The sequence below is a fragment of the Parapedobacter brassicae genome, assembly GCF_051400755.1.
GTDB lineage: Bacteria > Bacteroidota > Bacteroidia > Sphingobacteriales > Sphingobacteriaceae > Parapedobacter.
In genome coordinates, this window is sequence record NZ_JBLFFL010000002.1 from 486,614 (window position 1) to 501,516 (window position 14,903).

9 protein-coding genes are annotated in these 14,903 nt (G+C 52.6%); 2 read left to right on the plus strand and 7 right to left on the minus strand.

The features are described 5' to 3' along the window. Window positions 1-7: 7 nt before the first annotated feature. Window positions 8-2,194 carry a glutamine synthetase III family protein gene (locus tag ACMGDE_RS07520; protein ID WP_436832159.1) on the minus strand — a complete coding sequence of 729 codons (2,187 nt, stop codon included), beginning with the start codon at window positions 2,192-2,194 and terminating at the stop codon, window positions 8-10. Window positions 2,195-2,342: 148 nt separating this feature from the next. Then, window positions 2,343-5,180 carry a S9 family peptidase gene (locus tag ACMGDE_RS07525; RefSeq protein ID WP_436832160.1) on the minus strand — a complete coding sequence of 946 codons (2,838 nt, stop codon included), beginning with the start codon at window positions 5,178-5,180 and terminating at the stop codon, window positions 2,343-2,345. A 241-nt stretch (window positions 5,181-5,421) separates the two neighbouring features. Here ACMGDE_RS07525 and ACMGDE_RS07530 point away from each other — a divergent pair, with 241 nt between their 5' ends. Further along, window positions 5,422-6,114, plus strand: coding sequence for an ABC transporter ATP-binding protein (locus ACMGDE_RS07530; protein ID WP_436832161.1), 693 nt, complete (start codon window positions 5,422-5,424; stop codon window positions 6,112-6,114). After that, window positions 6,114-8,678 (plus strand): ABC transporter permease, encoded by a 2,565-nt coding sequence (locus ACMGDE_RS07535; RefSeq protein ID WP_436832162.1) that lies wholly within the window; start codon window positions 6,114-6,116, stop codon window positions 8,676-8,678. Before ACMGDE_RS07530 ends, ACMGDE_RS07535 begins: the two co-directional genes overlap by 1 nt. 39 nt (window positions 8,679-8,717) lie before the next feature. Here the strand turns inward: ACMGDE_RS07535 and ACMGDE_RS07540 are convergent, their stop codons facing one another. Genes ACMGDE_RS07540 through ACMGDE_RS07560 form a run of 5 tightly spaced genes read right to left on the minus strand, consistent with a single transcriptional unit; the run spans window position 8,718 to window position 14,899 of the window. Then, window positions 8,718-9,884: an acetyltransferase domain-containing protein gene (locus tag ACMGDE_RS07540; protein WP_436832163.1), complete on the minus strand. Its 1,167-nt coding sequence runs from the start codon at window positions 9,882-9,884 to the stop codon at window positions 8,718-8,720. 18 nt (window positions 9,885-9,902) lie between these two features. Further along, entirely contained in the window at window positions 9,903-11,624 is a 1,722-nt protein-coding gene (locus tag ACMGDE_RS07545; protein WP_436832164.1) for a M14 family zinc carboxypeptidase, read from the minus strand. Between the two features lie 18 nt (window positions 11,625-11,642). Continuing rightward, complete coding sequence (locus ACMGDE_RS07550) at window positions 11,643-13,091, minus strand: serine hydrolase domain-containing protein (RefSeq protein ID WP_436832165.1); 1,449 nt, start codon at window positions 13,089-13,091, stop codon at window positions 11,643-11,645. A 24-nt stretch (window positions 13,092-13,115) separates the two neighbouring features. Next, window positions 13,116-13,859, minus strand: a complete 744-nt coding sequence (locus tag ACMGDE_RS07555) for a LytR/AlgR family response regulator transcription factor (RefSeq protein WP_436832166.1) — start codon at window positions 13,857-13,859, stop codon at window positions 13,116-13,118. Then, entirely contained in the window at window positions 13,856-14,899 is a 1,044-nt protein-coding gene (locus ACMGDE_RS07560; RefSeq protein WP_436832167.1) for a sensor histidine kinase, read from the minus strand. The genes ACMGDE_RS07555 and ACMGDE_RS07560 overlap by 4 nt, the downstream gene beginning before the upstream one ends. Window positions 14,900-14,903: the final 4 nt, after the last annotated feature.

The following is a 14,903-nucleotide window of genomic DNA, read 5'->3' on the forward strand; positions in this document are numbered from 1 at the left end:
GTAAGTATTATCTCACGAAAAGGAGCTCACGCAATTTGGGGAGCGGCCATTTCCGATCGTCTACGATCTGTTCCAATTTATTGATGTTATACCGGATCTTATCGAAATGCGGTTTTACTTTCTCGTCATAAGCGATGGCTTTTTCCCGCACATCTTCCAGCACGTTGGCTTTTTTGCGCTCTTGACGCATCGCTTCGGCTTCTGCGATGATGGTGTCTACATGCGTTGAGATGCGCTCAATAAGCTCCGCCTGTGCCCGGTAAGTTTCGGCTTTAAATCCGATGTCCTTCAATCCTTTCACGTTGGTTATCAGATCGTTTTGGTAGTGAAGCGCCGCAGGTACCAGCAGGCTGTTGACGATTTCGCCATACACACGGGCCTCGATCTGGATCTTCTTGTAATAGTTCTCCAACAGGATCTCGTGGCGCGCTTCGCTTTCACGTTCAGATAAGACGCCGAGCTTTTCAAAGAGGGCCAGCGATTTTTCGGTTACATAGACGTCCAGTGCTTTCGGCGTCGTCTTGATGTTAGAGAGTCCGCGTTTGTGTGCTTCTTCTTCCCACTCTTTGCTGTATCCATTTCCCTCGAAGCGGATGGCTTTGGATTCCTTGATGTACTTGCGTACCACATTGAGCAAAGCCAGATCTTTCTTTGTCCCTTTCTTGATTTGCTTATCTACCTCTGATTTGAATTCAACCAGCTGGTTGGCAACGATTGCGCTGAGCACGGTCATCGGACTGGCACTGTTGGCAGAAGATCCTACCGCCCTGAATTCAAATTTGTTGCCGGTGAAGGCAAACGGAGACGTCCGGTTGCGGTCGGTATTGTCCAGCTGCAACTCGGGGATTTTAGGGATGCCGTGCCACAGGAGGGTCTCGTTTTTCACTTTTTTTGCCACCCTCGCCGTTTCTACCTCATCAAGCACCGCATTGAGCTGGCTGCCGAGGAAGATGGAAATAATAGCCGGAGGTGCTTCATTGGCTCCCAACCGGTGATCGTTGGCCGCACTGGCGATGGAAGCCCGCAGGAGGTCCGCATGGTCATGTACTGCTTTGATCACGTTTACGAAAAACGACAGGAACATCAGGTTGTTCTTCGGTGTTTTGCCCGGTGAGAGCAGGTTGATGCCCGTGTTGGTGATCATCGACCAGTTATTGTGCTTACCTGAGCCGTTGATGTCAGCATAGGGCTTTTCATGGATCAGCACTTTGAATTTGTGACGAAGGGCTACTTGCTCCATCAAGTTGAGCAGCAGTTGATTGTGGTCGATCGCGAGGTTGATCTCCTCATACATCGGAGCACATTCGAACTGCGAGGGGGCCACTTCGTTGTGGCGGGTCTTCAATGGGATACCCAATTTGAGTGCCTCTTGTTCGAGGTCGACCATAAATGCCAGTACCCGCTCGGGGATCGCGCCAAAGTAATGGTCTTCCAGCTGCTGACCCTTGGCAGACATGTGGCCAAAGAGGGTACGGCCGGTGAGTTGCAGGTCGGGCCGGGCGTTGAACAGCGCCAGATCGACCAGAAAGTACTCCTGTTCAATACCCAGGGAAGCATTTACCTTGGTGACCGATTTGTCAAAGAAATGAGCCACATCTACAGCGGCTTTGTCTAATGCATGCAACGATTTCAGCAGCGGTGCTTTGTAGTCGAGTGCCTCGCCCGTGTAGGATACGAAAATGGTCGGTATACAGAGCGTTTTGCTGCCTCCGGTTTCGTAGATGAATGCCGGCGACGATGGATCCCAGCCTGTGTATCCCCGTGCTTCGAACGTATTGCGGATACCGCCGCTTGGGAAGCTGGACGCATCCGGCTCCTGCTGTACCAATGCACTTGCGGTAAACTTGTCGATGGCCGAACCATCGGGCATGGGCTCAAAGAACGCATCGTGCTTTTCGGCCGTCGCTCCCGTGAGGGGTTGGAACCAGTGGGTGTAATGGGTTACCCCATTGCTGATGGCCCAGCTCTTCATCGCCTGTGAAATGTGCTCAGCAAGGTCGAGGCTAATGGCGCTGCCCACTTCGATGGTCTCAATCAATTCAGCGTAGGCATTCTTGGGTAGATACTCCTTCATTTTAGACGTAGTAAATACATTTTTGCAGTAGTACGATGAAGGTTTGATGGTTTCGTTTGTTTTGTTGTTATTTAATCGGGATATGGCGGTTTCTACCGCCTTGAATCTTAAACCTGACATTTAATTTGTATTTATTTGTTCGATTGCTGTATTGTTGCTTTCAATTTTGGTCCAATATTCGAAAAAAAAAATGACAATTCCTTTTTTTTTGATAAAAAATGAAAAAAAAATTTATCGATATCAAAATAAAATAGCCTGATTCTTGTGTTTATCGCAAATCATCCTGACCGAATCCCCACTCGATGCCCTTTAACGTAGCCGGAACGCCTTTTTCGATCCAGGGTGCAGCGGGCTTCCCTTTCAGGAAATGATCGAAAAATTCGAGCTGCCGACGCTGGATATCTTTGCGGTTTTGGCGTTGCACCAGGTTGTGGGCTTCCCCATTATAGTTCAGTAACCAAACAGGTTTTTGCAGGCGTCGCAAAGCGGTAAACATTTCAATGCCTTGGTACCAAGGCACGGCTCCATCTTCATCGTTGCTCATGATGGCCACCGGCGTTGTTACCTTGGGCAAATGAAACAAGGGCGAATTTTCGATGTACAGATCGGGGTTTTCCCACAGGGTCGTACCGATGCGGCTTTGGGTGCGTTCGTATTGGAATTGCCTGTTCATCCCGCTATCCCAGCGGATGCCGCCGTATGCCGAGGTCATGTTTACAACCGGTGCACCGGCCCAGGCCGCTGCGTACATATCGGTACGGGTGATGAGGTGGGCCACTTGGTAGCCTCCCCAGCTCTGTCCCTGAATGGCCAGCTTCTCACCATCTACCCAGGGCTGCTTCTTCAGCTCTTCCATGCCTGAATTGATGTATTCCTCTGCGGATCGGCCCGGATAGCCGATTTCATAATGGATATCGGGTGTGAAGACCAGGTATCCGTTGCTGACGAAGAAGCTGATGTTGAGGCGAGAGGGTGTCGGAGCCGGGGCGTTATAGCTATACAGCCCATCTGACACGGTTTCGTAGAAATAAGCAATGACGGGGTACTTCTTGGTCGGGTCAAAATCCTCGGGCTTGTACAGAATGCCTTCCGCCGCGTAGCCTTTTGGCGTGGTCCATTTCACCAGTTCAGCCGTACCCCAATTATATTCCTGCTGCTGCGGATTGGTGCTGCTGAGTTTGGTTTCCTTTACAAAGTCCGCTGATACATATAGGTCGGGCGAAGCGCCATAGTTTTCCTTGGTATAGATGTATAAATCCGCGTCGCTCGCTTTCTTGGTTTGACCGTAGCGATAGGGGGCGATCACGATTTCTTTGGGATCCCGGTTATTGCGTCCGTTTGCCGTATACCAGCCATTTTCTTTGCTGACGTGGTTGAATGCCGATAACGTCAATGGCTTTGTGATATCGATGATCGTCGGGCTGCCTCCTCCTCCGCGCCCAAACATCCTTGGGCGATCTTCTGCCAAGTCTTGGTAACGGAACGTGATCTGGTTGCTTCTTCCGAAGCCGTTGGTGATCAGGCGCCGCTGGGTGCCGTCCGTACGGAATCCCCAGATGTCGTATTTGTCATTGATAAACACCTCTTTGTCGTCTTCACTCCATCCCGCAATCCCGTACCCGTTGGGTTCATCCGGCACATCATTGTCCTCGTCTGCGAAGCTGACGGGCAGATCCGCGTTCAGCTTTGCCGTGCTGCCGCGTTCGATGTCGTGTGCATACCAGCTGCTGTCCATGCGGTTATACCAGGCAATGTAGCCGCCCGTGGGCGAGAGGCTGACGCTGCCCCTGATGTTTTCTGCCACTTTTTTCCGGGAGCCGTCGGTCGTGGAAACGGCGTATATGTCTTCAAAGGCGGCTGTTCGCCATTGTGTCTCGATGCGCCTGCCGACATCGGTCGTGCCTAACGCAAATTCATTGTCCGCATCTTCGGTCAGCAGCACTTCTGGGAGCTGCTCGTCGGCCAGTGGAATGACTTTCCGCCCTTGTTTGGGGTAGGTCACTGCCAGGTAACTCCGGTTTTGCTCCCTGCGCAGGTTGACCAGCTGCTGGGGCTGGAGGTAATCATCCTTCCAATGCCAGATGTCTACCTTGGCGTGCTCAAATTCCACCAAAGTGGTGTCCTTTACGGGCGGAATGGGGGCGATGCCGAAAAAGAGCTTTTCCCCATTTTTACTGAAACGTACGTTGCCTTCGCCACTGACAGACCACTGTTGGGGTATGCCATTCGTCTTGCTGTCGGCGATGATGATGGCGGTATCTTGCGCAGGGGTGTAATAATATAAATTAAAGGCTTTCTGGAGGGATTTCTCCGGACTCTTATCTGCGGTGAATGCGAGCTGTGAGATGGCTTCGTCAAAGACGATGTTCTTGTATTCGCCCTTTCCGCGACTGATGTGGCGGGATTGCTTGGTTGCCAAATCATAGTAATACAGTCCGGCGTCTGCACCGACGCTATCTTTCTCTTCTGCGGTACGCACATATACCAATACGTTTCCGTCCTTGCTGAACTCGTATGCGTCTACGCGCTCAACGGTGGTTTCCTCCCCGTCAGTCAAGTGGCGGATATGCAGGGTGGAGCGTTCCTTCTTGCGTGTCGGTTTTTTTGTTTTGCTGGTATCTGTTTTTGCCGTATCTGCCAGGGCTGGTGCGTCCTGACTCAGATAGGCCAGGTATTCGCCCGATTCTTCTGGCGTTTGATAGGATTTAACGGCGGGTATTTTATGAATGACCGAAGTCGCCAGCGCAAAGATGGCCAGCGAATCCTTGGGCATGTCTTCCGGTTTTTTCTTTTTTATTTTGGCTTCCCGGGTGTCGCGGTAGAAGGGTTTGATGAGCGCGACGAGAAATTGCCCGTCCGGCGAAAACCCCGCATCGGCAGCACGGTCTATGCGTCCAACCTGCTGATGGTCCGGCGTGGTGATCACCAACTGTCCATCGCCTTCCTGCGGACTGATCACGTAGTAGATAAAACGGCCGTCTTTGGAGATCGCGGATGAGCTGATGCTTTGCCAGCCGTCATAAACGCTGTGGTCTAGGGGCTTCTTTTGAGCCGATGCGCAATGAACGGCAAAAAGAAATAACAGAAGGGTTGAAAATCTTTGCATAATGTTGAGGGGTTTGGCATTCATTATGCAATATTGGCATAAAAAGATGTGATTACAAGAGGCTGTAATATCATTTTTACACAAAAGAACAGATTAAGCAACTGCCACCGATTTGACGACGTAACAAGTGGGTTGAAATGGTGTCAAAAATATGTTTTTTTGTTTTTATTTTAAGGCTGGGCTTCCTTTTCTGGTGCCAAAAAGCTTATTTTACCGAAATGTTGGATTAATTGGATAACAAGTGGCTGTTATTTTAAGTGTAAAAGACGTCGAGAAGACCTACCAAAGCGGGGGCAAGTCGCTCACGGTGCTGCAAGAGATCCGTTTTGAGGTCGAAGCGGCCTCAACCGTCTCCATCGTCGGTCCTTCGGGCAGTGGCAAAACAACCTTATTGGGATTATGTGCGGGACTGGATCGTGTCAGCACCGGAAGCATCGTGTTGAATGGCATTTCCCTGGATGACCTCGGTGAAGATGAGCGTGCCCGTGTACGAAACCAACACGTAGGGTTTATTTTTCAGAATTTCCAACTCCTGCCTACGTTGACCGCCCTGGAAAACATCATGGTGCCGCTCGAACTGCGTGGTCAACGGAATAGCAAGGCGATCGCCCAGGACCTGCTGGACAAAGTGGGACTAGCCGACCGCGGGCACCATTACCCGTTGCAGTTGTCTGGCGGCGAGCAGCAGCGTGTTTCCATCGCGCGGGCGTTCTCTAATTCGCCGAAGATCTTATTTGCCGATGAACCGACCGGCAACCTGGATGCGGACACCAGCGAAACCATCGAAAGCCTGTTGTTCGATCTCAATAGGGATGCCGGCACCACATTGGTGTTGGTCACCCATGACTTGGAGCTGGCCTCCAAAACACAACGTATCATCAGGATGAGGGGCGGAGCAATCGTTTCGGATACCGCAATGCAGGGTAAGGTGTGATGAGCATGGAATCCAAGAAGCACGATAGGATCGCCATCGGCTGGATTGTCCGCATGGCGTGGCGTGATAGCCGGCGTAACCGGTCCAGACTCTTTCTTTTCATTTCGTCGATCATCATTGGCATCGCCGCATTGGTGGCCATTTATTCTTTCGGCGACAACCTGGAGAAAGACATCGATAACCAGGCCGCCACCTTAGTGGGGGCTGATCTGGTGCTGCATAGCAACCGGCAGTTGACGGATGACACGGAACGTATTGTCGACTCCGTCCGGCAGATCAGTGACGAATATTCGGAGGAGCAGAGTTTTGCCTCCATGGTGCTGTTTGCCAGCAATGGCGGCACCCGATTGGTGCAGGTGCGGGCGCTGAGCGGTGATTTTCCGTACTACGGACAGCTGCAAACGGTACCGGAGGCTGCCGGTCGTGCGTTTAGGGACCAGCGGCAGGCGTTGGTCGATAAGACGCTTATGCTTCAATTTGGCGCTAAGGTGGGCGATTCCATCAAGGTGGGCGATGTGACGTTTGCAATTGCCGGACGCCTCGACCAGGCGCCCGGACAAACGGGTATATCCACGGCCGTGGCCCCCGCCGTATTCATCCCACTGGCGCATCTGCCCGCTACGGGACTCAATCAGAAGGGCAGCCGGATCAACTATAATTACTATTTCCGCCTGAACGCGCGAACGGATGCTGATGCGGTTGCCGAGGGGCTGGACTCCCTGCTGGAAGTGCATCGTATGGGGTATGACACCATTGCCTCCCGAAAGCGGGAAACGGGGAGATCGTTTGCGGACCTAAGCAAATTCTTGTCGCTGGTGGGCTTCGTCGCGCTGTTGCTCGGATGCATCGGGGTATCGAGCGCGATACACATCTATATCAAGGAAAAACTGAATAGTATTGCGATATTGCGTTGTCTGGGGGCGAGCGCGCGGCAGGCATTCTTGATTTATCTGGTACAGGTGCTCGGCGTGGGTTTCCTCGGCTCGGTGGCGGGCGCACTGTGCGGAACAGTAATCCAGCAAGTACTGCCGTTGGTGTTTAAGGATTTTGTGCCGGTGGCCATCAGCAGCGACATCTCGTGGACGGCGATTGCACAGGGCATCGGCTTAGGCATCTGGATATCTGTGCTGTTTGCACTATTGCCATTGATCGGTATCCGCAATATTGCCCCGCTAAATACCCTGCGACTATCGCTGGATGTGCCGAGCCCCATAAAAGATCGGTGGAGTTGGGTTGTGTATGGACTTATCGCGCTGTTTATCGTCGGCTACGCGTACCTACAGCTGGATGGTATCTGGCAGACGCTGGCGTTTACGGCGGGTGTTGCCTTGGCTTTTGTGATTTTGTATGCCGTGGCGAGCCTGCTGATGTTGCTGGTCAGGCGCTTTTTCCCGGTTTCATGGAGCTACCTGTGGCGGCAGGGGCTTTCGAACTTGTTCAGACCCAATAATCAAACCGTCATCTTGGTTGTGGCCATCGGGCTGGGTACCGCGTTTATTGCCACCTTGTTTTTTGTGCAGGGTATGCTCATGACGCGGGTATCGCTGTCGGCCAGTGAGAATCAGCCAAACATGGTGTTGTTTGACATCCAATCCACGCAGCGGGCGGATGTGGCCAAGCTGGTGAAGGCGCAGGGGTTGCCCATCTTCGATGAGGTTCCCATCGTCACCGTGCAACTGGACGCCATCAATGGGATCACGGCCGATGCTGCCCGCAAGGATAGCACGATCGATGTTTCCCGGCGGGCGTTGGGCGGTGAGCTGCGAACGACGTACCGGGCGAAATTGAGCGACTCGGAGAAGGTCACCGCCGGTGAGTGGATCGGCCGTACTGCCCCCGGCGATACGGCCCGCGTGTCGCTTGAAGCGGATTATGCACGGCGGATTCGCGTAGAAATAGGAGATGTGTTGCTCTTCAATGTCCAAGGGGTACAGGTTCCGGCCATTGTGGGGAGCCTCAGGGAAGTCGACTGGAACCGCGTGCAGACCAATTTCAGGCTGATATTCCCCATGGGGGTGATTGATGAGGCCCCTCAATTTCATGTGCTAATGACCCGTGTGCCGGACGAAGCCGCATCCGCGCGGATGCAGCAAGCCATGGTGAGACAATTCCCCAATGTATCCATCATTGACCTTGGACTGATCCTATCGGTGCTGGATGATATCCTGGATAAGATCGGCTTCGTCATTCGTTTTATGGGTGGGTTTAGTATTCTTACGGGTTTCGTGGTGCTGGTGGCTTCCGTGATGATCAGCAAATACCAGCGCATCCGAGAGAGCGTATTGTTGCGTACCATGGGTGCGTCGAGGCGGCAGATTTTAGTGATTACGGCGCTGGAATATTTCTTTCTGGGACTGATAGCTGCTTTCACCGGCGTGCTGTTGGCACTGGGAGGTAGCTGGGCATTGGCAGCATACAGTTTTGAGGTGCCCTTCTATCCGGATATCCCCTCAACGTTGCTGCTCATGCTGGGCGTTACCGCACTTACCGTGTTCATCGGGCTGATCAACAGCAGGGGAGTCACCGTGCGACCTCCGTTGGAGGTATTGCGAAAGGAGGTTTGACGCTAGCTATTATGGGGCGTCGGAGGTGGGTGGGGTGGTCTAAAGGTAGCTAAGCCACCACTGCTTGTGGCTGGCTTTGTACCGGCCAAACCATGCCGAAGGTTTGTATAATGCCAAGACAACGCTAATCCATATCAGGTATATCCAGATTAGGGATACACCGCTGGTAGCGTCCTGGGGCCGTCCGAACGTGCCGGATGCAAAGGACAGTTGCGACCAAGAGAAGCCTTGCAGCAGCAAGATCGCGATCAACAGGAGGTGGATCAGGTAAAAATGCAGCAAGAAATAGTATAAAGGGACCCGTCCGTAAACGAGGATGGCGCTTACCCAATTGCCTTTCAACCGCTCTGCAAAGGCTAGGATCAAAAACATGATTCCCAACGTAACCAAACAGAACAAAAGCGAGGGGGGATATTTCGTGATGTTGATAAACGACAGCATGGTATATAGTCCGTTTTCTTGGGGTGACCACGGCGCGGCATTGCCGTAGCCGTTGATCAACCGCACGATGACGAAAAGCAGCAATGCCCCGATCCCGATTTGAAGACACACTCTTTTTCTGGTACCGCTTGGACGTTCAAATAACGGTCCGATGCCATAGCCCGCAAGCATGATGCCCAGCCACGGGATAGGGGGGTAACCTACGACAAAAACCCCGACGGATGTAACAGGAAATACACTGGGGACAAACAGTGGCTGGAGCAGGGTTTTGATGAGCGAATGATCTCCGAAAGGGATCAGGGCAAATGCTTCATGGCAGGCGATGATGATAATGCCCAACAGTGCGACGGTTTTGGAACCTAATGGCAGCAAGAAGGCGAGGATGATGAATCCGGCACCGATTGCGGCAATGACTTCAAAAAGCAATACGCTAAATGTTACGTCGAAAAACATCCCGAAGTTTACCAATGTAAACTCCAGTATCACCAGCCAGAGGCCGCGTGTAAGTAGGTATTTCCGGGTCTGTGCGCGACCGGTATGTTTTCGGCGTAGCAGGTATACCGAAAGGCCAGCCAAGAACACAAAGGTCGGCGCGCATAGGTGTGTCACCCACCGGGTGAGAAACAGCATGGGCGTTGTCGTTGCTAAATCGGTGGGGTCTTGAGCGGCGTTTACATGGATAAGCTCGCGCACATGGTCCAATGCCATGATGATCATGACGATGCCTCTTGTAAAATCGATGCTGATAAGCCGTTGATCAGTCATGCGGTTATGCGGTGTATATTAGTCTTTCCACGCGGTCAGCAACCTGCCCACCGGATACCGCAGGTGCGTCTTTTCATAGTAAGGCGAGTGCTTGTATATCCAGTCCAGCTGGGCGCGCCCATTACTGCGCAATTGCTCGTCGGCCGCCTTAGCTGCTTCAAATTCGCGCTTCAGTCCGGCATCATCGTTCAGCATCCGGAAGGCTTCATCTTCGAAGATGTAGGCAGAGAAGTATTCTTTTTGACCGAGAACACTGTCGAAGAAGTTCCAGCTGAAATACGAATCAGCCGCTTGGGGCTCCAGCGCCTCCACGATAAACCGGTTCACCGGTTGGTCGGTCACCACCAGGTAGTCACCCTGGTAACACTGGATTTGCTGCTCAACGGGCTTCAGTTTCACGTCGCTGTGTATATAATGCCCTTCGTAGGGACTGCGTGCAGTCTGGTAGTCGGTGATGTAATACATTTCGAGGGTCAGCAGCGTATCCCATTCCAGCCGTTCTACCTTGGCGCCGTTGAGCTGCAACAGTTCCGCCACGTCCTGCCATGCCTGGGGAATGACGTACGCACGAGGTTTCGTCACCGTCACATCGGGCGTATATCGGTTATAGTAGGGGATTGTTCTCGTAAACGGTTTGCTGCGGTCGTAATACTGTCTCGGGAAGCCGTTGATATCGCTTGGTTTTTCGCCCGATTCGTATCCCTTGAATGCGATTTGCTCATGTTGTGTGGTATCCAGCTGCCAGGTGAGTACAAATTGGCGCTGGGTCTTCGACTGCTCCAAGGCGGCCTTGCGTTGCCGGTGGATCTTGTCCGCTTGTTGGTCGGCCTGGGTGACGAAATGCCCAAGCAGTGCGTAGGTCGACCGCACCCGCTGGGGATAGGGTTTCCACATGTGGGTTTCGGGCATGTAGCCAACGGTATGGTGCAGGGCAGCGTATCCCGTAGAATACCGGGGCGTCTCGTAGAACGCGACCAAGCCAGACTCGGGTGTACGTCCCATGAAATTGACGTAGGGTACCATTTCGTAGCCGCTTTTTTCCATACGGGTGTATAGTCCGGAGGTAAACGTTTTGGCCAGGTTATGCAGGACCGGATGCAGTTTATCCACCTGTGTGTCGATCAGGGTCATCACATATTGGTAGTCCGCGCCATTACTGGTGTGCGTATCCATGAAGACATCGGGTTGCCACAGGTTGAAGATTTCTTGGAACGAGCGGGAATTGCGCGAATCGGTTTTGATGAAATCCCGGTTGAGGTCGTAGTTGCGGGCGTTGCCGCGGAAACCATAGGCCTCCGGTCCGTTTTGGTTAGCACGTGAGGTACCGCGGTTGAGCATCCCCCCGATGTTATATACCGGGATGATACACAGCACGGCGTGTTGAGGCAGGTTGTTTTGCGCCAGCAGGTCGCGCGCCAGCATCATGGAGGCATCGATACCTTCCGGTTCGCCGGGGTGGATGCCGTTGTTGATAAGGATGACAGGCCTGTCTTGCTGATGGAGTCGCTGCGGGTCAAACTGCCCATCTTTGGCGATAACCAATAGGTGCAACGGTTTGCCGGAGTCGGTTGGACCATACGTGAGCAACTTACATGCGGCATACTGCTCATCGAGTGCCTGGTAAAAGGCAATCGCCTCTTCGTAGGTGGCGGTGGTATTGCTGTCGCGCTCGAAAGCGATTTGCTGAGCAAACGCACTGGATGCGTAGCAAATCAACGTGAATAGGAGGATCCGTTTCATGGAATATACAATTATCCGCTATTTCGCTTTCAGCAGATGATTCAAAATGGCTAAGCCGATGGCGTCCACCGATTCAGCGGTATTGGAGAGCACCACCAGCGCTATTTTTTTATCGGGGGTAAAGGCGATGTAGCTGCTGCTGCCGAAGGTACCGCCGTTGTGCCAATACATGAGTTCATCGCCTACCAGGTTCATATGCCATGCCAGCCCGATGTCCGTATCCGGCGGATGGAAGAACGTGAACTGCCTGGTGAGGGCCAAGGCATGTTCCAAATCACTTTCCGGCATCTTGAAATGGGCCTTGGCATAGTTGAGTAAGTCAGGCACCGTCGATTTGAGTGACCCGTGTGCGGTAAACGCGCCAAACGTCCACAAGAGCGTTTCCTCGCCTTTACTGTTGTACACCTTGGCCACATATTGGCTGTCCGGGCTGGGCTGTTCCGTCGTGTTTTTCAAGCCCAAAGGCCGGCAGATGATTTCCTGTACCAGCTCATTATACGGCTTTCCGGACACGGTCGAGAGGATATCCCCCAGCAGTCCGAAGCCGAGGTTGCTGTATTGGTATATCGAATCCGGCGGCACATCCGCTTTGTATGACTTCAGGTAGGCATACAGATGGTCCTGGGTGTACCCTTCATACGGGTTCGTCGGGTGAGATGCCGAGGTTGCACTGATATTGGCGGGCATCCGCGGCAGGCCCGAGGTATGGCTGGCAAGCTGCTTCAGCGTGATCCGCTGCAGGTCTGGGTTCGCCGCCACCGAATCGGGCAGGTACTTGGTGATGGTGTCATCGATACTCAGCTGCTGGGTTTGGGCCAGATACGCGAGCAACGTCGCGGTAAACGTCTTGGTGATCGACCCTGTTTCGAACAGTGTGTTTTCATCGGGAAGCCGTTTATTGCCTTGTTCTGTTTCACCATAGTAATAACTGCTGGTCTTTCCGGCATTGATGATGCCGATGGCCAGGGCATGCGTATGTTCCTTGCGGCTGTATGCCAATGCCAGCGAGTCGATGTACGCGTCAAGTGTGGATGCCGAGGTATTGCTTGGCGCCACGGGCTGGGCTTTTTCCGGTACCGGGTCGCCGGCAAAGGGTTGAAAGAGCAGGGTTTCGATCTGACGGAGGCTATCCAGCCCGAGGACCACCTGCAATGGGGTGCTCAGGAAATTAAGCCGGTATGTGCCGATGCCCTTCTCATAACGTTGCAATTCGGCCGATTGGATTTGTCCCAGGGGATAGAGCTGTTGCGACATCACCGTTTGGAATGCTTGCAGGGAAAGGGACTGCTTGAATTTCGGTCCGGTCAGCGCATATATGGAATCCGTTTCCTGCAGATTGAAGTGATACTCGATTTTGTTGAATACCGCTTGGTTGATACGTTGATTGCTTTCTTCCTCCTGTGCTAGGACTGAAAGTGTAGGCAACAACAATAGGGTGCAGGCTATTCTGTTTATGGTTCCAAACATGTCGCAAAATTACATCAAACCCGCCTACAATCCTAATAATTGTTTTAGGCGGGCATAACCATTTTTGCTCACGCTTACTTTTTTGCCGTCGGATAGCACCGCGACGTGGCTATCCTTTTCATGGGGTTCCAGGCGGATGATGTGATCGATCCTGATGATGAACGAACGGTGCACCCGGACGAAGTGGAGTGGGTTTAGCTGTTCCTCGAAAGAGGCCATGGTCTTGTTCTTCAGGAAAACGCCATCCTCGGTATAGATGCGTACATAGTCGTCATCCGCTTCGAGGCAAGTGATGCTGCCCACGGGGATGATTTTGATTTTAGCGCCCGTTTTTACCACCACGCGCTCGAGCATACCGCCCGTGTTTTGCACGGTGTTCAGCAGTTTCCGGGTGTTTTCCTTGCCTATCGCTTCCTGGCGCGCATCGAGAAATTTGGCCATGGCTTGATCAAACCGTTTTTTGGTGATCGGCTTTAGCAAATAATCCACGGCATGCTGCTCGAACGCGCGGATGGCATATTCGTCAAAGGCCGTGGTAAAAATGACGGCCGGCTGCTGATCGATGATCTCAAGCATCTCAAAGCCATTGATTTTGGGCATTTGTATGTCGAGAAAAACGATGTCCGGTTGATGTTGCATAATGGCTTTGGCACCTTCAAAACCGTCGCTGCATTCCGCCACGATAGCTACCTGAGGGTAATGCTCCAGGTATTCCGCTACCATGCTCCGTGCCAAGGGTTCGTCATCTACCAACACCGCTTTTATCATAACTGGGGAATTTTGATGATGCTGGTAAAGATATGGGTTGTCGCCCTGGTTTCCAACAGATCGGTGCGGCCGAATAACAAAAATAAGCGGCGCTGGACACCGCGGAGCCCAAACCCGGTACCCCTGCGGGGCTTGTTGCTCTGGCTGTCGTAGGGATTTTCAATCTGTATTTCCAATAGGCGGTCGCTGCAGGCACAGGCGATGCTGATGGTTACGTGTTCCGTAGTATCATATAGCCCATATTTGATGGCATTTTCCACCAGCGGCTGCATGATCATCGCGGGCAAAGTCATGCCGAGGCATTCTTCATCGTAGTCGATCTGCGTTGCTAAGCGGTGACCGAAGCGGACCTTCTCGATCTCGAGGTAGAGCTGGAGATGTTCCAATTCATCCTTGAGCGCGATCAGCTGTTGATCATCTTTGCGGAGCGTACCCCGGAGGAAGTCAGATAGCTGGAAGGTCATGTTTCTGGCCTCATCCGGCTTGCGGCCGATAAGGGCGATGATTGAATTGAGACTGTTAAAGAGGAAATGCGGTTGCAATTGCTGCCGGAGGTTGTACAGTTCGGCCTCCCGGGCGAGCCGCTCGGCATCGGCTTTCCGTTGTTCATTTTCCTTGTATTCCTGCTGGATATTCCATAGGATGTTGATGATCGCTATCCATGCAATCAGCATTGCATTGATAAAAAAGCGCAGCGGCAACGACAGGTCTATCCGGTCCAGGTATGCTTCATCGAAGATCACGTATTGCAGGATCCACCGGTCCGCTGATATGCTGATGGCGGCCAGCGCCAGTCCCCAAATGACAATATAGAAGTATCCTTTCCTTCGGGGTGAGTAGTGGTTCAGCGCACTCGCGATGACGTAGCAGCTTAGGGTAATGACGGTCGCACTGATGAGGCTGTCGTTCAACGCCAGGTTAAAGTCGATCTCGAACCACCACAGCAAGGCGGTCTGGATAAGCGCGTAAGCGATCCAAATGATAAAACAACTGATGTTGATCATCCGTTGTTTGGAAGCGGTATAGGGTGTGGCGCTCACGAAG

Bases quoted from the DNA above. Each gene is read 5' to 3' on its own strand.
- ACMGDE_RS07550 (WP_436832165.1), bottom strand. From the start codon at position 13,091: ATGTTTGGAACCATAAACAGAATAGCCTGCACCCTATTGTTGTTGCCT.
- ACMGDE_RS07540 (WP_436832163.1), bottom strand. From the start codon at position 9,884: ATGACTGATCAACGGCTTATCAGCATCGATTTTACAAGAGGCATCGTC.
- ACMGDE_RS07535 (WP_436832162.1), top strand. From the start codon at position 6,114: ATGAGCATGGAATCCAAGAAGCACGATAGGATCGCCATCGGCTGGATT.
- ACMGDE_RS07545 (WP_436832164.1), bottom strand. From the start codon at position 11,624: ATGAAACGGATCCTCCTATTCACGTTGATTTGCTACGCATCCAGTGCG.
- ACMGDE_RS07525 (WP_436832160.1), bottom strand. From the start codon at position 5,180: ATGCAAAGATTTTCAACCCTTCTGTTATTTCTTTTTGCCGTTCATTGC.
- ACMGDE_RS07520 (WP_436832159.1), bottom strand. From the start codon at position 2,194: ATGTCAGGTTTAAGATTCAAGGCGGTAGAAACCGCCATATCCCGATTA.
- ACMGDE_RS07555 (WP_436832166.1), bottom strand. From the start codon at position 13,859: ATGATAAAAGCGGTGTTGGTAGATGACGAACCCTTGGCACGGAGCATG.